Origin of the sequence: Streptococcus mitis, assembly GCF_965111735.1 — a bacterium.
Taxonomy (GTDB): domain Bacteria; phylum Bacillota; class Bacilli; order Lactobacillales; family Streptococcaceae; genus Streptococcus; species Streptococcus mitis_DR.
Genome location: NZ_OZ217346.1, coordinates 1,232,951 through 1,253,739 on the forward strand (window position 1 = coordinate 1,232,951; position 20,789 = coordinate 1,253,739).

18 protein-coding genes and 1 pseudogene are annotated in these 20,789 nt (G+C 33.7%); 2 read left to right on the forward strand and 17 right to left on the reverse strand.

The annotated features are described in order from the left end of the window. Window positions 1-161 precede the first annotated feature (161 nt). The 8 genes from ACLV7W_RS05995 to ACLV7W_RS06030 all read right to left on the reverse strand — a co-directional run bounded on the left by ACLV7W_RS05995 (window position 162) and on the right by ACLV7W_RS06030 (window position 6,009). Window positions 162-1,505, reverse strand: coding sequence for a sensor histidine kinase (locus tag ACLV7W_RS05995; RefSeq protein ID WP_049532568.1), 1,344 nt, complete (start codon window positions 1,503-1,505; stop codon window positions 162-164). Then, window positions 1,498-2,181, reverse strand: coding sequence for a response regulator transcription factor (locus ACLV7W_RS06000; protein WP_411865628.1), 684 nt, complete (start codon window positions 2,179-2,181; stop codon window positions 1,498-1,500). The genes ACLV7W_RS05995 and ACLV7W_RS06000 overlap by 8 nt, the downstream gene beginning before the upstream one ends. A gap of 488 nt (window positions 2,182-2,669) precedes the next feature. Further along, window positions 2,670-2,957 (reverse strand): DUF5966 family protein, encoded by a 288-nt coding sequence (locus ACLV7W_RS06005; RefSeq protein WP_265475827.1) that lies wholly within the window; start codon window positions 2,955-2,957, stop codon window positions 2,670-2,672. A gap of 13 nt (window positions 2,958-2,970) precedes the next feature. Continuing rightward, a complete protein-coding gene (locus ACLV7W_RS06010) occupies window positions 2,971-3,273 on the reverse strand; it encodes a DUF5962 family protein (protein WP_265475828.1) in 303 nt (100 codons plus the stop codon). 56 nt (window positions 3,274-3,329) lie between these two features. Further along, window positions 3,330-4,058 carry an ABC transporter permease gene (locus ACLV7W_RS06015; protein WP_173876626.1) on the reverse strand — a complete coding sequence of 243 codons (729 nt, stop codon included), beginning with the start codon at window positions 4,056-4,058 and terminating at the stop codon, window positions 3,330-3,332. After that, window positions 4,055-4,804: an ABC transporter permease gene (locus tag ACLV7W_RS06020; RefSeq protein WP_150922498.1), complete on the reverse strand. Its 750-nt coding sequence runs from the start codon at window positions 4,802-4,804 to the stop codon at window positions 4,055-4,057. Before ACLV7W_RS06020 ends, ACLV7W_RS06015 begins: the two co-directional genes overlap by 4 nt. A gap of 5 nt (window positions 4,805-4,809) precedes the next feature. After that, window positions 4,810-5,721: an ABC transporter ATP-binding protein gene (locus ACLV7W_RS06025; protein ID WP_150922497.1), complete on the reverse strand. Its 912-nt coding sequence runs from the start codon at window positions 5,719-5,721 to the stop codon at window positions 4,810-4,812. A gap of 153 nt (window positions 5,722-5,874) precedes the next feature. Continuing rightward, entirely contained in the window at window positions 5,875-6,009 is a 135-nt protein-coding gene (locus tag ACLV7W_RS06030; RefSeq protein ID WP_078238172.1) for a type A2 lanthipeptide, read from the reverse strand. Window positions 6,010-6,188: 179 nt separating this feature from the next. On the opposite strand from ACLV7W_RS06030, the gene ACLV7W_RS06035 reads away from it, so the two are divergent. Further along, a complete protein-coding gene (locus ACLV7W_RS06035; protein WP_150922494.1) occupies window positions 6,189-6,887 on the forward strand; it encodes a response regulator transcription factor in 699 nt (232 codons plus the stop codon). Then, a complete protein-coding gene (locus ACLV7W_RS06040) occupies window positions 6,884-8,254 on the forward strand; it encodes a sensor histidine kinase (protein ID WP_411865629.1) in 1,371 nt (456 codons plus the stop codon). Before ACLV7W_RS06035 ends, ACLV7W_RS06040 begins: the two co-directional genes overlap by 4 nt. Before the next feature lie 43 nt (window positions 8,255-8,297). On the opposite strand, the gene ACLV7W_RS06045 is transcribed toward ACLV7W_RS06040, so the two are convergent. The 9 genes and pseudogenes from ACLV7W_RS06045 to ACLV7W_RS06085 form a co-directional block, all read right to left on the reverse strand. After that, window positions 8,298-8,585, reverse strand: a complete 288-nt coding sequence (locus ACLV7W_RS06045) for a DUF5966 family protein (protein WP_411865630.1) — start codon at window positions 8,583-8,585, stop codon at window positions 8,298-8,300. A 13-nt stretch (window positions 8,586-8,598) separates the two neighbouring features. Next, complete coding sequence (locus ACLV7W_RS06050; RefSeq protein WP_000969643.1) at window positions 8,599-8,883, reverse strand: DUF5962 family protein; 285 nt, start codon at window positions 8,881-8,883, stop codon at window positions 8,599-8,601. A 74-nt stretch (window positions 8,884-8,957) separates the two neighbouring features. After that, a complete protein-coding gene (locus ACLV7W_RS06055) occupies window positions 8,958-15,182 on the reverse strand; it encodes a DEAD/DEAH box helicase family protein (RefSeq protein WP_411865631.1) in 6,225 nt (2,074 codons plus the stop codon). Between the two features lie 47 nt (window positions 15,183-15,229). Continuing rightward, window positions 15,230-15,640, reverse strand: a complete 411-nt coding sequence (locus ACLV7W_RS06060; RefSeq protein WP_049510505.1) for a thrombospondin type 3 repeat-containing protein — start codon at window positions 15,638-15,640, stop codon at window positions 15,230-15,232. A 245-nt stretch (window positions 15,641-15,885) separates the two neighbouring features. After that, window positions 15,886-16,155: pseudogene (locus ACLV7W_RS06065) on the reverse strand (CHAP domain-containing protein); the annotation flags it as partial. 247 nt (window positions 16,156-16,402) lie between these two features. Next, on the reverse strand, window positions 16,403-17,773 hold the full coding sequence (locus ACLV7W_RS06070; protein ID WP_048773348.1) for an ABC transporter ATP-binding protein: 1,371 nt from the start codon (window positions 17,771-17,773) through the stop codon (window positions 16,403-16,405). Then, window positions 17,767-18,456, reverse strand: coding sequence for an energy-coupling factor transporter transmembrane component T (locus tag ACLV7W_RS06075; RefSeq protein ID WP_162837406.1), 690 nt, complete (start codon window positions 18,454-18,456; stop codon window positions 17,767-17,769). The genes ACLV7W_RS06070 and ACLV7W_RS06075 overlap by 7 nt, the downstream gene beginning before the upstream one ends. Next, window positions 18,453-19,040 (reverse strand): MptD family putative ECF transporter S component, encoded by a 588-nt coding sequence (locus ACLV7W_RS06080; protein ID WP_049510000.1) that lies wholly within the window; start codon window positions 19,038-19,040, stop codon window positions 18,453-18,455. Before ACLV7W_RS06080 ends, ACLV7W_RS06075 begins: the two co-directional genes overlap by 4 nt. A gap of 21 nt (window positions 19,041-19,061) precedes the next feature. Next, on the reverse strand, window positions 19,062-20,786 hold the full coding sequence (locus ACLV7W_RS06085; protein ID WP_049510001.1) for an ABC transporter ATP-binding protein: 1,725 nt from the start codon (window positions 20,784-20,786) through the stop codon (window positions 19,062-19,064). Window positions 20,787-20,789: the final 3 nt, after the last annotated feature.

The following is a 20,789-nucleotide window of genomic DNA, read 5'->3' on the forward strand; positions in this document are numbered from 1 at the left end:
TCCTCCTTGTTTTATACTTGTATGTTATACTTTATTTTTCAAAATTTGTTCAGAATTTCCAATTTTACAAAATTAAAAAAATAGACAGTCCTCAATTTAGAAAACCATCTATTTTTATACATAACTATTATATGGAAGCTATCTAATATATCCTTACAGAATTATTTTTTAATAAGCAACGTCACTTGAGCGCCACCTCTATCTGGATTTGATAAAAACAATTCTCCTAAATGTCTAGTTGCAACTTGTTTAGCAAATGCTAACCCTAAACCATAGTGCTTATTATTCCTACCTTTATTCTCAGTATAAAATAACTTATCTGCATTTAATAAGGACTGTTCAGTAAAAGGCAGACCATTATTCCACACTACAAAATTAATATACTCTGTTTCCTCAATGATAGTAAGCGTAACTTTTTTTTCTCCAGAACTATATCTTGCTGCATTTGCTAAAATGTTAATTAATGCCCGATTTAAATTAAAGCGATTTCCCTTAAAAAATATTAATTTTGTAGTATTAATAATTTTGAAATCAACCTTTGCATTATTCATTACAGATTTCGCTTCTACTGACAGCTCACTTAAAAATTCGGATAAATGTATCTGTTCTCCATAATCTTTATCTTCAATTAGTAATCTTGAATAATCAATCATTGAACTAAAGTATCTTTCAAAAACTACTATACTGTTATTCATTGACTGAGTGTATTCCTTCTGTTGAACAGTCAAGTTAGTTAATTCAAGCAACTCTAAATTTCCCTTTAGTACTGTTAAAGGAGTTTTTACATCATGAGCTAATGCACCAACTTGAAAAGATAAATCTTCCTTCTCCCTTCTCTCTGATTTGAGTAAATTAGTTAACTCGTCGTCCTTTTGATATAATACAGAGAGAATTTCATCGAACTCTTGTATTTGAGCGGGAATCTTTTTTTCTTTAAATGTTAACTGCCCCATGTTTAAAGCTTTTTTTTGTATAAGTAGAAAATTTTTTGAAAATTCTTTTATTAATCTTGTAAGTGACCAAATGAGTAAAATCGTTTCGAAAACGAAGAAAAATAAATAAGAAAATAGATTAAATGAAATGTGACGCAAATTCGGATTAACAAACTCAGGTATCATGGGTTGCCTGACAGTAAGTACAATCTCTGAATTAGCATAATACCCATAATACACCTCACTATTACTTACAGATTCATTTTTATCAAAAACTTCTCGATAGGCAGGCAAATCCTTTTTTTGATAATTACCCTCTTCAATTGTACCTGTCTTGCGATTAAATACAACATAGTCAAATATAGAGTTATTCATTGCTTGAACTACATCACTTAAATTGCTGGTATCACTCACTGAAATTTCAATTTTAGAGTCGTATACATTTAATTGTCCTGTAAAAACAAGTAAATAAGTAAATATAAAAAATAAAAGTATACTCAGTAACGTACCTGTTACTAGTTCTAAAACAGTCCTTATTATACGTCCTCTAATTGTACTATTCTTCTTAATCATGCCACTTGTATCCCATACCTCTAACTGTTTTTATAGGATTAATTCCATAGGATGAGAATTTTAATCTTATTTGATAGATATACTCAGATATTGAACGAAAGAGGGTTTCAGCATCATCATCATAAACGTTTTCATATATATCTTGTACAGTAAAAATTTTTCTTGGATTGCTAGATAATAGCTCTATGATATCATATTCCCTACTTGTAAAGGTAAGACTATCTCCATTAATACAAACAATTTTTTCTTGTAAATAAATCGTTATTGGAGATAATTCTCGAACAATTTGATTACTTAATTCACCTTGTTTGTATCGTTCTTCTCGTTTGAGATTTGCAGCAACTTTGGCAATTAATTGATTGATGCTGAAAGGTTTTGTAATATAGTCATCTCCTCCTAAATTCAACCCTGATACTATATCATCTTCGGTATCTTTTGCACTAACAAAAATAATAGGAGATCTTACTTTATTTCTAATCTGCTTACAAATTTGCATACCATCTATATTAGGCATCATTACATCTAATAAAATCAAATCAAATCCTTTGAAATTATTAATATTGATTGGTACGGTGACTTCTTGATACGTCGTTACCTGATAGTTTTTCATCTCTAAAATAGTTCGCATCAGTTTCAAAATTTCAAAATCGTCATCTACAACTAATATCTTATACATTCTATCACCTCAAAATATTTTAGAGAACTATCTGCAAAGCTCCGTATTCTTGACAAAGAATAGTCTCAATACATCAATTTGTAATTGTTCTTTATTTTTTAAATTATATTTTTAAAAAATAGTACAAATCTATTTTACACTATCTTGAACAAAATTCGTAATATTTAATAATCTAATTTGAGTGCCGTCAATGTCATTACTTATCCAGCAAGAATATCCATAACTTTCCTATCTATATGTGAATAATCCTTCCCCTTAAGTTCTCTAAGGTAATGTTCCAATGATTCTTGATTATTTACCATAACCTACTGAAGAAACAATTATTGAACCTTGACATTTGAGATTATATCAGAGAAAATTCAGATTTTATTCAGAGAAAAAATCATCTTTACACTACTAGTGAAATTCAAATTTAAGAAAGAATCAATTTCTAAAATTTTTCATGTCCTAAAAAGCGGAATAAATTTTGAACTTGTTAAGATTATTTTCTATTCCTTCTTCCACTTATATCCTGTCCAGCATGCTAAAGCAAGTAAAACTAAATTAAAGATGATAAAAAAAGTCGTAAAACTAAATAACCCATTCTGTGCTAAATCTTCCGTGTAAAGTTCAGTCTCTGTAAAGAACAAATATATTCCATAGACTTCTACGAAAATAAGAAAACTGACAAAACCAATCAGGAAAAGTCCGCTAACAATAAGAAAGAGTCTCCATAAAAGAATGAGAATTCGTCCTACTGCTAAAAAAATTACTGGGATAAGGAGTAAATCATTCATGACTTTCTCCTTTCTAGTCAATCAATTGTCGATAATGGGTGGCAAGAGAGGAATCAAACTCTTCTAATTTTTGAACTAAGTTCAAATACTCCTCTTTTTTATGTTCTTCAAAGTCCAAACCTTGATGATTCTGAAGAGAGATTTCCAATTGACTAGTGAGCTCTCGTTTAGAAAAACTGTAATCCCCCGTCACTTCCTCATAATGTTCCTTTAGCTCCTTGTAGGCTTGGTATTCTTCAGGTGTTTTAAATCCCTGTACTAAAGCTTCTTCTAATTGATAATTAGACCTTCTTTCTATAAAAACTAGGTCAAGCATACCAGATAAAGCTTGGAGCTTTTATCACAAGAAAAAGACTCCGAAGAGTCTTCGCATTACTTATGCAATTCTTTATTACTCAATATATGAAAAATCCCCCACAGAAGAATATTTACAATGATAAACAGCAATATTTCCACTAAATTAAAGTCTATCAAATTCCGTGACCGCATTGCCACCATAGCTTGGGAGTAGGGATAGATTAAAGATAATTTATCTGATACAAAAATCATCATAAATCCTACGAAAGTACCAATAGCACCAATTCCCACAGATTTACTGAAAACACGAGTTTTAGCTGTCACAAAAAACTGTACTGCCATCATACTAATTGTTCCAAAAATCCCCAATAAATCCCACTTGAGGTAGGTGAACAAATTAGAAATTTCTAAATGAGCTAGGTGGGTACTGACATAAAAAATACCAAACAAGAACAACTGTAAAACAGCAATAAACAAGATAATTACTATTTCTTTTGCCAACAATAATTTCCCAAGACTGACATTATTAGCTCTGAGAAATTCAATATTTTTTCTATCAAACTCTTTTCCTAACATCATGGCTACATAAAGGCTGACCAAAATCGGAAAGAAAAGCTGGCTATAATAGAAGGTCAATTGTCCCCATAAAACAGGCACTTTTTCACTTTCTTCAACCATAGAATAAGCTGCACCAAAGTAAATCCCAAGACCAATCAGGCTACAAAAAGCTAAGAAGCAAATACCAATCATCAACATGGAAAATTTTTTAGTTTTCCGCCATTCTACTGATAGATAAGACATCATAGCTTACCTCCTTTCTTTTCAACCAGATAGAGAGATAAGAAGAGATAGATTAGGGCTATTGGCAAATATGTAAATAGTTTAAATCCTAGGTTTGTCGCAAAAACATAACTCACTTGACTGGCGACTTGCTGGTAATCCACCAGAGACAGATATCCTATACCACCAAAAGGGAAAATCAGCTGTAGAAAAGCTGGTGCATGACCAAATCCAACTCCAAGAAATCCTCCGAAAATCCCTAATGCCAGTATCAATGCCTGCTTCTTCAGTAAAAACTGCAAAGTCAAAAACAGACAGGTTAAGACAAAAGAGGCTAGCAAGAAAATGACGATTTGCCAGAGGATTAGGCTAACAGGCATTTCTAGACCTGATAAGATTGCAATCAACTGGGCTACTACTCCCTCCAAAAAAGCGAGAAAGATCAAAATGAACATGGTCAGTCCAAGCTTACTCAGAAAGATATGCCGTACATTTTCACCATTTGCCAAAAGCAGTTTGAAAGTGTTGCCCTCCTTCTCGTTCTTGACAATTCGCGATACAAAGAGAGCAATCACAATAGGGAGAATCAAGCCATTTACTTCTTTTATCATATAGAAAATCAGGCTAATCTGGTGCATGTCTGGATTACTTAGGTAGCGTGTAGCGGCTGCAATTGCCCAAGCAAATCCGACTCCCATAACTAGTATGCTAATGAGGAAGGATTTGGTTCGTTTTGCCTTGAGCAATTCAATAGACAAATTATTCAACATAAGACTCACTCCTTGGTTAAGTTGAGGAAGATAGATTCCAAGGTTTCTTGTTCTTGCTTCACTTCATAAATTGGAACTTTCTCGACTATTAAATCTCGTAACAAACTAGAAATCTGCTGATCGGCAAGGTTAGTCAGCTTGAGTTTATCCTCTTGTATCTCCAACATCTTGCACGGATAACCAAATAACACTTGGCTAATGGCTTCACGTCGACCTCTAAAATCCCCACGCACTTCCAGCCATTTATTAGACTGAATTTTACGAATTTCTCCCTCGTAAACCAGTTGACCATGATTGATAATCCCCACACGGTCAGCTATATGCTCTACTTCAGAAAGGATATGAGTAGAGATAAATACAGTAATGCCCTGTTCTTTTGCCAACTTGATAATCAGTTCCCGAATTTCATGAATCCCTGCTGGGTCTAGCCCGTTTGTTGGCTCATCCAGTATCAACAAACGCGGTTTCTTGACTAAGGCAAAGGCTAAAGCCAAGCGCTGTTTCATACCCAAAGAATAATCTTTAACCAATTTTTTCTTGTTTTTAGGTTGATCTAACCCAACAATTTTCAATGTTTCCTGAATATTTTTCTTATCAAATCCAAGGATTTTTTGGAAGACCAAGAGATTTTCATAGCCTGTCAAATTAGGATAATAAGACGGTTCTTCAATCATAGAGCCAATCTGATTAAGATACTGCTTGTCCGTACCTATAGATTGACCGAACACTTCAATCTCCCCAGCTGTACGAGAAATCAAAGACAAAATTATCTTCATGGTGGTTGTTTTCCCAGCTCCATTTGGACCTAGAAAACCATAAATCTCACCTTGTTGAACTGATAAGGAACTAAGGTTAACTACCTGAGTGTCCTTAAATCCCTTTTGTAAGTTTTTTATCTGTAAAACATTACTAATCATTATGAACTTCCTCCTCTAAATCAAATAATTTTCTATAATTTTGATTTCTATAAATCAAATTATCATGAGTATCTTTGATAACATCTCTACTACTCTTATCAACAAAAATAATAGAATCAACATAATTCACAATATCTAATTGGTGACTCACTATCACCATTGTTTTGTCTGAATAAAATGAATTATTCCACTACCAGCACCAAGAACGTTATCAAGTTCTTCAAGAGTTAATTCTTGAAGAGAATTCATTCCTTCAATCTCAACGAGATTCATTTGTTGTTTAGCCATTTGGAAATACCTCACTGATTAAAATTTATTTGAGAAGTATCTCTATCTAGGTTATGTCTTTATTATAGACATGCTAGATTAATTTTAAACTAAGCTAACCTTAATTTTACATTAAGATTAAAGTATCTTGCTTTTTTCATTCTTTTAAATGGTATAATATAGATAAGCGAGGTAAGATTATGAATTTCGAACAACAACTCCTGAATAAGCACATCCTTATTATTGATGACGATAAAATTTTAAACTCTTCCATAAGAGATATTCTCACTGCATACGGATTTTCCAATCTAACATCAGCCTATGATATAGAATCTAGTTTGGGCATGATTGAAACAGAGCAGTTCGACCTTTTCCTTTTGGACATTATGCTCCCCGATGGTGATGGCTACACATTAGCAAAACATATCCGAAAAAAAGGCGATACTCCTATCCTCTTTCTGACTGCCAAAAATAATCCTGAAGATGAGGTAGCTGGTTTCAATGCTGGTGGTGATGATTATGTCGTAAAACCCTTCATTCCAAAAAATCTTATCTATCGTATTATGGCTCTGCTCCGGAGAAGCTATAAATCAGAACAGGAAGCAATACAGATTGGACAGACTTTGGTAAGTTTTCGGAATGCAACAGTACAAAAGAATGGAGCAGAAATTTCTATTACACCAATTGAAATTAAGATTTTGAAAAAACTTTACGATAATAAAAATTACATCGTTTCAACTGAATCTCTCTGTGATACGATTTGGGGAGTGGATAGCTTTGGTTATGAAAACTCTTTGACTGTACATATTCGGAAAATTCGAGAAAAAATAGAAGAAAATCCTTCAAAACCTCAATATTTAAAGACAGCTAAAGGGCTGGGATATAAATTGTTATCATGATTATGAACCAAACCAAAATTTTAAGGTATTCACTAAAGAAATTTATCTTTTTTTCCATCATTATCTTTATTACCAATATTATTCTAATTGCCAGTTTTGTTTTCTACATTAGGGAAAAGCAAACTGCTACTGAGACTGTAAAAATAATTTCTGAACACATTACCATCACAAAAAATAACGTCCACATACCTAAAAAAGATATCTCTAGTCTAAAAGAACAAGAGTTATGGCTAATGGTATTGGATAAGCAGACTGGAAAACAAGTGTACGAACAGTATAAACCTACAGAAATTCCTTCGCAATTTGACTATGGGGACATTTTACAGTTTTCTCGCTATTATCTTTCAGATTATCCTGTTTTTAGTCAGATAAAAGGTGGCTACATCATTGTTGTTGGTTTTCCAAAAGATAAAATTGCTCGTTATAGTTATAATTACTTAGATATAGATAGTATTCGCCTAATTCCACTAGTAGCATTTGGAGTATTGCTTTTCAACTGCCTTTATTTCGCTTTTCTTTACTACTATGGTGTGACGCATATCAATCGTAAAATTGCGCCTCTTGTAACTGCTATTCAGAATCTCCCAGATGGTTTGAAAAATCCAATAAATTCTACATCAGAACTAGAATATCTTACAACTGCAATTAATCAAACCGATACTCTACTCAAAGAGAATGAAGTCTTTAAAGAGCAATGGATTTCAGGAATTGCACACGATATCAAAACACCTCTTTCTGTCATCATTTCTAACGCGTCCTTGTTAAATGATTCTGAACTAGATACACAGTCTAAAAAGCATATTCGCCCAATATTGACAGAATCCTATTACATCCAAAATATTTTAAATGACTTAAATATAGTAGCCCGCCTTTCATCCGGTCATCTTCAATTAAATCAGACTGAAACAAAAATTATCCCCTTCTTCAAAGACATTCTCATCCATATTTTAAATCAAGAAATCTGGAATGAATTTGAATTTGAATTTGATTACGATTGTTCACTTGTTAATCAATCTATCATGATTGAGCAGTTTTTAATCACAAGAGTTATCCATAATATCATCTACAACTCTGTTTTACATAACGAAAAGGGTTGCACAATAAGAATCAACTTATTCAAAAAAAATACAAATGTAATTGTCGAAATCAAAGATAATGGACAGGGAGCTTCACCAGAAAAAATTGCTGAACTTAATGAATTATCTTTTAAAAACATTGATATTTCTAAAATTAGAACGACTGGAATTGGGCTAAAAATTTCAAAACAAATTGTTGATTTGCATCAGGGCTCTATTTCGTTTGCTAGTGTCCAAAATGAATTCTTTGAAAGTATCATTTCACTTCCGATTTTCAACATTAGCAATTAGATAAAAAAATGGAGAAGAACCATTAGAGTTTTCTCCATTTTATTCATCTTATCTTCCACTTATACCCTGCCCAGCCTGCCAAGACAAGCAAAGCAAGGTTAAAGATGATAAAGAAAGTCGTAAAACCAAATAATCCATTCTGTGCCAAATCTTCCGTGTAAAGTTCAGTCTCTGTAAAGAACAAATAAATTCCATAGACCTCTACGAAAATAAGAAAACTTACAAAACCAATAAGAAAAAGCCCACTGGCAATAAGAAAGAGTCTCCATAAAAGAATGAGAATTCCTCCTACTGCTAAAAAAATTACTAGGATAAGGAGTAAATCATTCATGACTTTCTCCTTTCTAGTCAATCAATTGACGATAATGGGTGGCAAGAGAGGAATCAAACTCTTCTAATTTTTGAACTAAGTCCAAATACTCCTCTTTTTCATGTTCTTCAAAGTCCACACCTCGATGATTCTGAAGAGAGATTTCCAGTTGACTAGTGAGTTCTCGTTTAGAAAAACTGTAATCCCCTGTCACTTCCTCATAATGTTCCTTTAACTCCTTGTAGGCTTGGTATTCTTCAGGTGTTTGAAATCCCTGTACTAAGGCCTCTTCTAATTGATAATAGGTATCTTCCATCATAATCGTTACCTCGTTTCTTTCTATCTTTATTCTACCGCGTTTTTCTTTTCTTGTCCGCTATTTGTATCTATTTTTTAATCTAATTCAAAAGAAAGTTGTTCTTGCTTTTCTTTTCCTTTTTCGTGGAATTGTCTTAAGGCTTGATCAATAATATCTAAATCCGTTTCTGTTTCAATCAATGGTGCGAGTACATTGTATTCGGCCTTTTTTGTTTGATAGTCCTCTTCCTTTGGAAAATTTTTCTCAATTTCTACCTTGGCAGTAGTCCATTTATCCTTTAATTCATCCAATAAGTTCTGAGTTTTCACTTGGTCATCTTTAATATGATCAATCGTATGCTGAAGTCTTTGAATTGTCCCCAAAGGAGAATACAAATCTAAACTGACAGAATATTGATTTTCTCCTACAATCTTAACAGAGAAGGTTTCAGGAAGAGGTTGATTTGTTGAAAGACTAAGCATTTTAATGTCAAATCCTCGATAGCTTGCTAGGGTACGAAATTCTTTGCTGTCAGCTTGATTATGACGGATAAGACGGTGTAGGGATTCCCCTGCTTCAGCTCGTTGATCAAACGCTTGCTTACCTACTGTCATAGAAAATGCCTGGTCTTTCGACATTTCAGACTGTTGAATGTCGCCTTCATACTTGCTTAATCGTTTCTCAAGAATGGGCATATTTTCTTCACAGTAAGAGATTGTATGACGATAGTGATCCTTGCTGCGTTGAAAGGCACGTCTTTGATTTTCTAATAGGGTCAAATCATTCTCTAGTTCCATCTTATATTTAAGATAAGGATTACCTGTTGCTAGTGCCTTAAAATCAGAAGCTGTCATGGTCTGCTCATCAATGTCTTCTGCAGCACGAATCGGCTCCTTAGAAGTCATAATCTGCTTAATATAACGGAGTTTGTTCTCCTGAGTTGCCCATAGATAATTATCAAACGAACCTTTGGTAATATAGTGGTAAATATCCACTTCCTTGTTTTCATTTCCTTGTCGGATAATCCGTCCATTGCGTTGCTGAATGTCACTTGGTCTCCACGGTACATCCAAGTGATGAACTGCTTTCATCTTGCTCTGAACATTTAAACCTGTTCCTCCTTTTTCAGTTGACGCAAGAAGAATCCGCACCTCTCCTGCATTGACCTTTCGAGACAAGCTATTCTTCTTTTCATCACTATTGGCATCATGTACAAAGGCAATTTCCTTACTAGGGATTCCTCTATCCACTAATAAAGCCTTTATTTCAGAATAAACATCAAAGCCATTGTCCTTTTTCTTAGGTGTTCCAATATCTGAAAAAATCATCTGAGTAGCCTTATTTTCCATTCCCTCACGATAAATTCTTTCAACATTATCCACTACCTGAAGCAGTTTATGATTGTCTGCTAGACTATAACTAGAGTCCAATAAACGCATATCAATTGCTAGTTTCCGTGCCTCACCTGTTATCTTTAACATGTTATCCTGACTCGGATCAACTGTTCCACATTTGACCATATCTGACCTCATAACCAATTCTTCTAGATAGAGTTTCTGGTTTTCAGTTAACTCACTCTCAATAGGGATAATATGAGCTTCTGGAACAGGTAAATCCAACATATCTTGTGTTTGAATGTCAGCTGTTTCTTTATAGATTTTCATCAACTCAGGTAGATTGACAAACTTTTTAAATCGTTTCTTAGGTTGGTACTTATCCCCTGTAGGAGCTAATTCCATAGAGTTTTGAATTTCTCCAAAAGCACCTACCCAAGAGTCAAAATAATCAACTTGATAGCGTTTTAAGATATCTGGTTGAATATAGTTCATCATAGTATACAACTCACTAATAGAATTGGAAACAGGTGTTCCTGTCGCAAAGACAATATTTTTAAAATCATGTTCTTCCTGAATCTGTCGAACCTTCATCTCCATATCCACGTTCTTCTTAGAGGTTGTATTGGTAATACCTGCTACATTCCCAAGTCCAGTAATTGGACGAATATTTTTAAAGTGATGTGCTTCATCCACAAAGAGAAAATCAATTCCTAAGTTCTCAAAATCAATAAAACTATCACGATTAAAGCGTTGGAGTTCTTCCAATTGTTTCTCTAGACCACTTATTGATTGTTCCGCTTCTTTAACGGTATACTTATTTTCAGAATGTGTTTTAATCTCTCGTAGTTCATTGAGTTTATCCTCTATATAGTTCATCTGTCTTTCCTTACTGACAGGGATTTTTTCAAATTGAGAATCCCCAATGACAATAGCATCGTAATCTCCTGTAATAATACGTGATACAAATTGTTTTCTTCTCGCCTTCACAAAATCTTTCTTAGTGGTCACAAAGACTTTTTTAGTAGGGAAAAATTTCATGATTTCTTGGCCAAATTGAGCAGACAAACTAGAGGGTACTACATACAAGGGCTTATGAACCATCCCCAACTCCTTTAATTTAAACCCAGCACCAAGCATGGTCAAGGTCTTTCCTGAACCTACCTCATGAGCTAACAAGGCTCTTTTTTCTTCTACGATTCTTTGAATGGCATTCTCTTGGTGAGGACGAAGACTGATGTTTTGTGCCAAGCCATCAATGACTAGATGACTACCGTCATACTCTCGACTAACCGTCCGATTATAAAGACGATTATAGCTTTCTTCAATGACTTGTTGGACTTCTGGATACCGTGAGACAAAGTCTTGAAAGAGTTCTTGTAAATGCTGCTCTTTCGCTCTTAGAACCGAAGTTTTTTCCAAATCTGTGATGGCCTTTTTCTTTTCTCCTTCCGTAACAGTCATGGTAATCGTCGGTTGGTTTGAATTTAGTAAATTCTCAAAAATCTTTCTTCCTGTATCATAACGTGAGCCACTGACTCCAAGACTACTATCTTTGGCACTTGGATAGCGATAAGCAAATGATGTCCTTAAATGAATCTGCCCATCAACAGGATTCACTTCAATGACCTGTGCAACCTCTGACGAAGACAATTCAAATTCACGATTGGTAAAACATTCAAAGGCAAATTTACCATAAACGGATTGAGGGATCCAACGTGAGCCTATTTTAAACTCAATATCTGCCAGATGAATCCGTGGAGGGCGAACAGATTCTAACAAATCTAAAGCATGGGACCAGTCATATTCTTGGTTGTTTTCCTCTGCTAATAGTTGAACTACTTCTATCTTATTGAGAATGTCTCCTGATAAAAACTGATTCTTAGAAAGGTATTTTCTTTCCCCTCTTAAATAGCTTTCTGGATCCATTAAAATCTGGTCTCCTAACTCATCTAAAATAGCAGCTTGGCTATGTTCGGGATAAATTGATACCATATAGTCTAAATCAACCCCTCTACCATCCGATAAACTGGAGTTTAAGGCATCTAAAGCTGTTGATACTCTTGTAATCACTTTCTCCGGCCTAACCAATGCTTTCTCAAAGGCTAAAGATTTTTTATATTTTACTTTCTGGTCTTTAGAATCGATGTATTCATCTTCTAAACTTGCTAGTAAAGAATACTTATCGTCACTATCAAATAAGTTCCGATTGACTGAGGCATTCAAGTATCCAAATTGACTTACAAAACGGTCATAGTTACGATTGAGTTTACTAAGTAATACCTGAAAATCTGTTCTACTATAATCTTGATGGCGTTGAATTTCAATTAAGGATTGATAGGTCTCTCTTAAATCAACCATTCCCTTAATGCGACTAATGTCCTTATCCGATAAGGGACTTTCATAAAAGACCGTTTTTTTGAACAAGCCCTTATATTTCCCTCTTTTACTCGCTTCTTCTGACTTGTATACATCTAGTGCTTCCTCATCTGTCAAATGAAGTTGCACGAATCGATCTATTTTATGTACAGACAAAGAACTGTCCCAGGCTCTAAAATCTCCCTTCTCGTCTACATAATAACTAATTTCGTCCACTTTTGAACTTTTCCGAATGCCATGCGTATCTCGGTAATAAATTTGATTTCCCTCATATCCAAAAGAATAGAGCGCTAAGTCCTCACGTATACGACTTGGAATAGAATTATCCACTTCTTCTTGGATAAAAACAGGTGCTTTCAAAGAATTGTCAATTGGTTTAGGTTCTTCCACATTCTCTAATGCTTCCATTATGTCAGTAGCTAATGTTTCTGATACCCCCTTAACATTGAGAGTTCCTCCATTAAAATTACGTACCTCATATTCACCCAAAACTTGTGTGTTGTATTTCCCATCAAAATAAGGATTGATCCAGACACGCTTATCCTCCTCAAAGAGAATAGAACCACTAAAAACAAGTTCCTCTTCATTAAGATTCTTTGCTTGATCCTTTTGAAAGAAGAGGAGATCTGTGGTCACTCGAGTACCTGCAATCTTTTTAAAAGCCGTATCCGGCAAACGAACTCCCCCTAAAAAATGAGTGTTGGATTTAATCTCTTGTAAGACATTATCTGTCCGCTTATCCATTGTCCCAATAGATGAGATAATCGACACTTGTCCTCCGTCTCTTACTAAATCAAGTGAGTGTTTGACAAAGTAATCATGAATCATATAAGGTTTATCATAGTTTTTATCGGCAATGCGAAAATTTCCAAAAGGAACATTCGTTAAGACTAAATCAAAACTATTATTTTGATAGGGCACTTCTTCAAATCCTCGCACTTCAATATGAGTATTGGGATGAAGTTGTTTTGCGATTGCGCCTGTCACACTGTCTAATTCAACTCCATAGAGTTCTGATTTCTCTCGTATACTTCTAGGCATCGCCGCAAAGAAGTTCCCAGTCCCCATAGAAGGATCTAAAATTCTTCCTCCCTCAAAACCATCATCCAGTAACTTTTGCCAAATCTGGCGAATAATCATCGGGTCTGTATAATAGGCTGTGAGAGAACTTTGTTTCATGGTAGAGTATTCTGATTTACTTACTAAGCTCTTAAGAGTTAAACGTTCTGCCTCATACTTTGGATTGAGTTCATCAAAAAATTCATTGGCAAGACCACCCCATCCAACATACTTGGCTAGTAGTTCTTGTTCTTCTGGACTTGCTTGTCGTCCCTCTTTTTCTAATCTTTTAACAAGTTCAATTGCGGCGATATTCGTTTCAATCTTTTCTCGATTTGTCTTAGGATAAAAGTCCTCTAAATCATCTGGAAAAACAAAATCTTGAACAGGGACATCCGTCTCTTTTATACCCGAAATTAAAGGTTTTGTTTCCTTGTCCTTATCCTTTTCATTTTCATTTTCTTCTTCCAGGTAGGAAAACAAATCTATTTCCTGACTTTTACTTGATGAATCAATCTCAATCTCTGAATCTTCTTTTTCAAGTTCTACGAGAGACAATACTTGTTCAATCTCTTCCAAAGTGTTCAAGTATAAGATAGGATTCTCTTCAAATAACTGGTTGGAATCATTGAATAACTCTAGGCGAACTAAGTCATTTAACTGTGCATTTTCAATCGAAACCAACTGAAATACTTGTCCTTTATAACTTACTTGTGAACCGATTGGATATTCCTTCAAAGCTTCTTCTACAATTTTATCGACATTAGAAAAAGAGTTCGTTTCTTCCGTTTCCTGTTCAATACCACTTGAAGGAGATAAAACTTCCTCTACTTGATTAGACTTTTCGCTTCTAGCTTTTACATCATCAAAATGAGTAATAATCTTCAGCTTTTGTGTCAGTGGGAGTTGTTGGTAGTTTTCTTCATGATGGACAAGATCCGTCACGGTATCTAAAGTAGCCACTAATTCAGAACCCAAATAAGCTAGAACATCTCCCTCTTTTTCTTCAAAATGAATCTCAAGAACTTCTTTTTTAAGCTCTTTTGAGTCAACCATTAGAAGAAATTCCTCTATATCTCTACTAACACGGTCAGATAGATTATTCGCAACCCGATAGACATTGACTAAATTGACATCCTGATTCTGATGAAATACAAGCTCACTTAATGGTTCTAACTTCTCTTTTTCAGATTGGATGTAAAATCGAGTGGAAAGGTTATAGGTTGCGACTTCTAGCACCAAGTTTTTCTCAAAATTACTTAATTGAGATAATTTACTTAGACCTGCTTGTCCAAAATTTCTTGTGTAACTTTCTAAATCTTGGTCATTATTTTCAGAACTAGCCTCTAGGAAAGAAATAATATCTTGATGAAATGAATAGACATGAGGTATCTCTTCTATCTTGCTCTCTTCAGCCAAAAAACTCTCTACCAAGTCCTGCCATTTCTCATCAAAATGTTGCGCTTGATAACGAAGAAATAGGTCCATTTTCTCCCTATCTTTTGGAATCGTTCCACGAAACATAGCCAATAATTGCATTACTTCCATACTCGCTCCTTTCATCTATACGAAAATAGGAGAATCACATGATTTCCCTACAACTCTATCTCCATTTCAACCTCTTGAGGACTGGTTTCTAAATCACTAGACAAAAGAGAAACGGCATCTGTTCTCATGTAGTAAGTATATAAGTCTTCTAGGTCTTGTTGGTTTTCAATCCCTGTTTCAATACTAATCAGAGCCTGTATAAATTCCTTGTAGTGACTCTCCATCATATCTGAAATCTTTTGTTTCATTTCCATAAATACTGATGACGGTTCCGTTAGACTTGTTTGGTCTATGTCTTGTAAATCCTTTTCTAAGGGATTGGTTCCTTCTTCTATTTCCAATAAATCTGAACGACCATCACCATCAGAATCTGCGCTAAGAGGATTGGTTCCTAGCGCCAATTCTTGAGCATCAGTTAATCCATCTTGATCCGAATCACGTTGATAAATGGCTTCCATATACTTCCTTCTTTCCTAGTTAATCTTTTTTCACTCCAATCCTATCAAATATTCCTTGAAAGAAGTATCACAACAAAAAAAGAGAACGAGCCAAAACTGCGTTCTCCTTAAAATGTAAAACATTACTATTAAAGTAAAAAAGACGACTTACAGAACCTGTAAGCCACCTAGTCAGTCGGTTTATTCTGGTGTCTACCACCGCTTGGCCCTTGAGATTTCAAAAACTCATAAATATGTTTTGCTCATTCAAACTCATCCCCACCAAACTGACTAATTGCTGGTAAAATAGTAGTCTGAAGTTGAATGACTTTTGGGAAATAAAATTGAGGATTGACATACACCAATTTTTCTTTCTTGTTCTTATACTTTTGATAAGAAACTTTCAAACCTGTATTATCTGGTGTTTCACCGATAACATCACCCGTTAGAACTCTTGTCCCCTCAATCGCACGGCCATTATGAATGGAATATAAGGTTAAGCGACTCCCATTCTCTCCTTTTCCGTTAGTGATAATAAAAAAGGAGGACTTCTACACTTTGGCGTAAAAAGTCCTCTTTTAGAAATGTATTCTTTTTCTATTATATTATTTAATAACGCATAAAAATTTTCCTAAACAAAATATCTTACTTTCACACGATAAAAGAAATTCACATACACTTATATTTTCTATTATCATGTCATGATATTTCATATTTTTATCTCCTTACATCTTTAAATCTCCTTTATTTTGATTTTTCAAATATGAGTATCACTATGGATATTTACAAATATATAACATTGTCAGCTATCGAATTTAAAAATTCTTGGTCATGTGAAACAATGAATATTATTTTCTTATCGCTTTTACATTCGTTGATCAGATGGGATATGTTCATCATATTGCAATAATCCATTCCACTAGTAGGCTCATCAAAAAACATAAGTTTAGATTTTTTACATAGTACAGATGCAATTGCTACCCTTTGCTTTTGTCCACCTGACAAGCTCATTGGATGACGATCTTTTGATTCATATAAATCAAGTTTTTTCAGAATATTTTCAACATAACTACTTTCAATATTTTTTATTCCAAGACCTACTTCACTTGCAATAGAATCGGTAAAAAGCTGATGATTAACATCCTGCATTACAAGGGATGATATTTTTAGCCTATCTGATTTTGAAAGTCTTTTGCCGTCCAAATAGATTTCATCCTTCGATTTTCTTTCTAAGCCTATAAGGCATCTGAGCAAAGTGGATTTACCAAGTCCGTTTGTTCCTACTATGCCGTAAATTTTTCCCATTTCAAAAGAGAGGTCTTTTAAATGCAATTTTTTATCTATGCCATTAAACTTAAATTCAATGTTTTTTACTTCTAAATTTCCCTTATTTTCATTTTCGGGTACTGTAAGTTTTACTCTATTCTTATTTCTTAAACCTAACTTCTTTAGCTTTTCAGACGGTATTTTCATAAAATCTATTTGAGTATATTCCTTTTGTATTTCCCCATCTTTAATCAAAAAAACTCTATCTACAATATCCATTAGATAAAATATTCTATGTTCTGAGATTATAAGAGTTTTCCCCTTATCTTTAAGTTTTATAAGCATTTCTTTTATGATTAAAATGTTTTCTTCATCAAGATTTGATGAAGGCTCATCTAAAACAATGATTTCCGTTCCAGATATATAACTTGCAGCAATACATAAAATCTGCTTTTCTCCACCCGAAAGCTTAAAAATATCTCTATTTAAAAGATGTTCTATCGGAAACAAATCCAACATATCATTTAGTCTCTCATCCATTTGTTTTTTTGAAAGTCCTATATTCTCCAAATAGAGAAGTAATTCAAGAGTAGTATTTATATTGAAAAAGTGTGTCTTTGGATTTTGAAATACATTTGATACTAAGAGCGATATTTCGTATAATTCGAGGTTTTTAATATCTTTATTATCAATCCTGATGGTACCACCCATAGAAGCTCCATCATATCGTACAGCTAACCCATTGATAGAATTTATAATTGAAGATTTTCCGCTACCACTTTTCCCAGTAAATAATACACATTCGCCTTTTTTTACATCTAAAGAAATGTTTTTTAACACTTTAGGAGAATTTCCATAAGATAGAGATAAATTTTCAATTTCTACCATAAAGCTCCTCCTATAACCATAATCAGTATTGAAAGCACATAAACAAAATCAACTGTTTTCGTTTTGACGGATATGTACCTAGTTTTTTTAACAGGATTTTCAATACATTTTGTTTCTGCTGCCTTTGCAATATCATCAGAAATATTAGAAGACATAACAAGTAAAGGCACAATTACATACTCGATGTATGAAATTGGATTTTTAAATGTAATACCCCTTATTTTCATAGCAAGTTTTATATTGTGACTTTCTTCCCTAAATGAAGGAAAAAACCTAAACATTACAGCAATTGGTATAGAAACAGTACGAGGTAAATTCATTTTATCCATTGAGGATATTACACTTCCTACATCCGATGTTTTTAAAAAAAAACTTCCCGCACTAAATGGAAGATAAAACATCTTACATACAGCAAATAGCATAAAAAACATCATTAAAATCGCATTCATATTTCTAATTACATCAAGATTAGGTATCAAAGAAAGAACCCCAAAAAATGATATGTTTTTTAAGGCTTCTTTCTTAAATCCATTCATTAAAAAAAGAAATGAAATAAGAAGCACAATTCCCCATTCAAAATAGGTATTTACTTTATAAAATACAGCAAATCCAAGTGAAAAACTTACTAAAATTTTACTAATTGGATTGGGATTATATGGATTGTCTAAAGAAACGAGCATTATACAATACCAGCTTTTTCGAAATGCTTTTTCAAAAAGACTTTACCGATATATGCGCCGAGTATCCCGCCGACAACAGCACCGATATATACTAATACCATACTTCGATAATTCAAAAGTGCTATGAGCTTCATTATATAATCGTGACCCATACCGCCTGTTTCCGCCAGTTTAATAACCTTGTCTTTAGCCAACAAAACTTGCATAAGGAAACCACAAATCCAAGTGTTGAATACGGCAAATGAGAGCATATTAAATTTAAATGATTTATATTCTCCTTTTTTTCTTAAAAGTTCCGCAATTGCCATACTGATTACAGCATGTATCAATATTACATATGTATTTCCCATTGCAATTGCTAAAAGACTACAAATCAACCCAAGTATAAATAATCCCCATGATTTTTGAACTTTTGCCATAAAGAGCATTATAACTATTCCTGTTATAATGCCTGCCAGTGTAGGGTATGCCAAGTATAAAATCGGTACAATACCAATCATTCCCGAAGCAAACATAAGTACAAAATATATTACTGTAAATACACCTATCGTAACTAAATCTTTAATTCTTAATTTTTCCATTTTTATATTTTCCTTCTAAATAAGTTTTCACTGAATATTTGATTTTCTAAGCATTGCTTTATAAAATTCCGAGCTTTTACAAAGTTCTTCATCTGTCCCTATCGCTTCTATTTTTCCGGCATTTAATAAAACGATTTTGTTTGCATTTCTTATTGTTCTTAATCTATGAGCAATAACAATTGCCGTTTTTTCTTTTATAAGTTCGGATAAAGCCTCTTGAATTAGACTTTCATTTTCAACATCCAGAGATGCTGTAGCCTCATCAAGCAATATGATTGGTGCGTCTTTTAGTATTGCCCTTGCTATTGAGATTCTTTGTCTTTCTCCGCCTGAAAGTCTTTGTCCGTTTTCACCTATTACTGTATCTATTCCATCCGGCATTTTGTCTATAAATTCATAACATCTTGCTATTTTAGCCGCTCTTATAATCTCTTCATCTGTAGCATCTTTTTTACCGATTTTTATATTATCTTTTATGCTTGAATTAAAAAGAGTAACATCTTGGAAAACGATAGAGAAATTTTTAAGGAGTGTTTCCGGATCAATTTTACCGATGTCCTCTCCCCCTATCAAAATCTTTCCTTTATCTATATCCCAAAATCTTGCAGCAAGCTTGGTGAGAGTTGTTTTTCCGCTTCCGCTTGAACCGATTAGCGCAGTGATTTCACCCTGCTTTGCAGTAAAGCTCACACAATTTATTACAGAATAATCATCATATCCGAAATAAACATCCTTGAACTCAATATCGTAATTTTTAATGTCAATATCTTTTTTGCCTTTTTGAACAGGCATGGTCTTTATTTCCTTTATTCTCCCTACAACCGCATCAAGCATAACTATCATTGACATAAAGGTGATTATTCCTTCTATAGGAAGATAAATACTTGCTGTAAGCATTAAAAATGCGATATAAACCAGCGCACTTACCTCCCCTGCCATAAGCATGTTGACGCCGATAACGGCAACACTTATAATTCCAAGCTTTAAAATTGCGGCAGCTATTCCTGTAAGTGTTCCGGCTACAACTTCACCTTTCGTCTTCTGTTTTGTGGATGCATTTAATTTTTTAAAAAAATCATTTAACATCCTATCTTCTAAGTTGTAAGATTTTATTTGCTCTATCTGCTCTATATTTTCCTGTAGATTATCAAAAACCTTACGATTATCATCTATCCAGCCTTGTACTATTTTTTTCTGACTTTTCTTTGATAAAAATATAATCAAAATAGAAATGGGAATTACCCAAAGGGCTGCAAGTGCAAGTTTCCAATTATAGAAGATAAGCATTAAAGCAATAATACTTGTGGATATAGCCGTTGAATATATATGAGGTACAGCATGAGAAAAAATTGTTTCATATAAGTTCATGTCATTCATCATGGTTTCCGCAAGGTCTGCCAAATCTCTTTTACCAAAATAAGAAAGAGGTAATTTCTTTAACTTTTCCGCTAACTCAATTCTTGAATTTGCACTCTCGTTGTACACATTGGTGTAAAGTCTTACATAATCCCACCTCGCTATTAAGAACATCACAATCATCATTACTACAATTAGTGCAATATAATGAATAGAAGTAAAATTGTAACTCTCAATACTTTTTAAAATGCCTATATACTGAAACAGAAACATAAAACCGATCATTGGTGCGAACAATTTAGTTAAATTAACAAGCGTGTGTGAAAATATGGCTTTTTTTAAGTTAAGAGCGCCTTTTTCTGACATCGCATATTTTTTCATAAAATAAGAAACCATATG

Excerpts from the sequence above, each read along its gene's own strand:
- ACLV7W_RS05995 (WP_049532568.1), bottom strand. The coding sequence starts at position 1,505 with ATGATTAAGAAGAATAGTACAATTAGAGGACGTATAATAAGGACTGTT.
- ACLV7W_RS06000 (WP_411865628.1), bottom strand. The coding sequence starts at position 2,181 with ATGTATAAGATATTAGTTGTAGATGACGATTTTGAAATTTTGAAACTG.
- ACLV7W_RS06005 (WP_265475827.1), bottom strand. The coding sequence starts at position 2,957 with ATGAATGATTTACTCCTTATCCCAGTAATTTTTTTAGCAGTAGGACGA.
- ACLV7W_RS06010 (WP_265475828.1), bottom strand. The coding sequence starts at position 3,273 with ATGCTTGACCTAGTTTTTATAGAAAGAAGGTCTAATTATCAATTAGAA.
- ACLV7W_RS06015 (WP_173876626.1), bottom strand. The coding sequence starts at position 4,058 with ATGATGTCTTATCTATCAGTAGAATGGCGGAAAACTAAAAAATTTTCC.
- ACLV7W_RS06020 (WP_150922498.1), bottom strand. The coding sequence starts at position 4,804 with ATGTTGAATAATTTGTCTATTGAATTGCTCAAGGCAAAACGAACCAAA.
- ACLV7W_RS06025 (WP_150922497.1), bottom strand. The coding sequence starts at position 5,721 with ATGATTAGTAATGTTTTACAGATAAAAAACTTACAAAAGGGATTTAAG.
- ACLV7W_RS06030 (WP_078238172.1), bottom strand. The coding sequence starts at position 6,009 with ATGGCTAAACAACAAATGAATCTCGTTGAGATTGAAGGAATGAATTCT.
- ACLV7W_RS06035 (WP_150922494.1), top strand. The coding sequence starts at position 6,189 with ATGAATTTCGAACAACAACTCCTGAATAAGCACATCCTTATTATTGAT.
- ACLV7W_RS06040 (WP_411865629.1), top strand. The coding sequence starts at position 6,884 with ATGATTATGAACCAAACCAAAATTTTAAGGTATTCACTAAAGAAATTT.
- ACLV7W_RS06045 (WP_411865630.1), bottom strand. The coding sequence starts at position 8,585 with ATGAATGATTTACTCCTTATCCTAGTAATTTTTTTAGCAGTAGGAGGA.
- ACLV7W_RS06050 (WP_000969643.1), bottom strand. The coding sequence starts at position 8,883 with ATGATGGAAGATACCTATTATCAATTAGAAGAGGCCTTAGTACAGGGA.
- ACLV7W_RS06055 (WP_411865631.1), bottom strand. The coding sequence starts at position 15,182 with ATGGAAGTAATGCAATTATTGGCTATGTTTCGTGGAACGATTCCAAAA.
- ACLV7W_RS06060 (WP_049510505.1), bottom strand. The coding sequence starts at position 15,640 with ATGGAAGCCATTTATCAACGTGATTCGGATCAAGATGGATTAACTGAT.
- ACLV7W_RS06070 (WP_048773348.1), bottom strand. The coding sequence starts at position 17,773 with ATGGTAGAAATTGAAAATTTATCTCTATCTTATGGAAATTCTCCTAAA.
- ACLV7W_RS06085 (WP_049510001.1), bottom strand. The coding sequence starts at position 20,786 with ATGGTTTCTTATTTTATGAAAAAATATGCGATGTCAGAAAAAGGCGCT.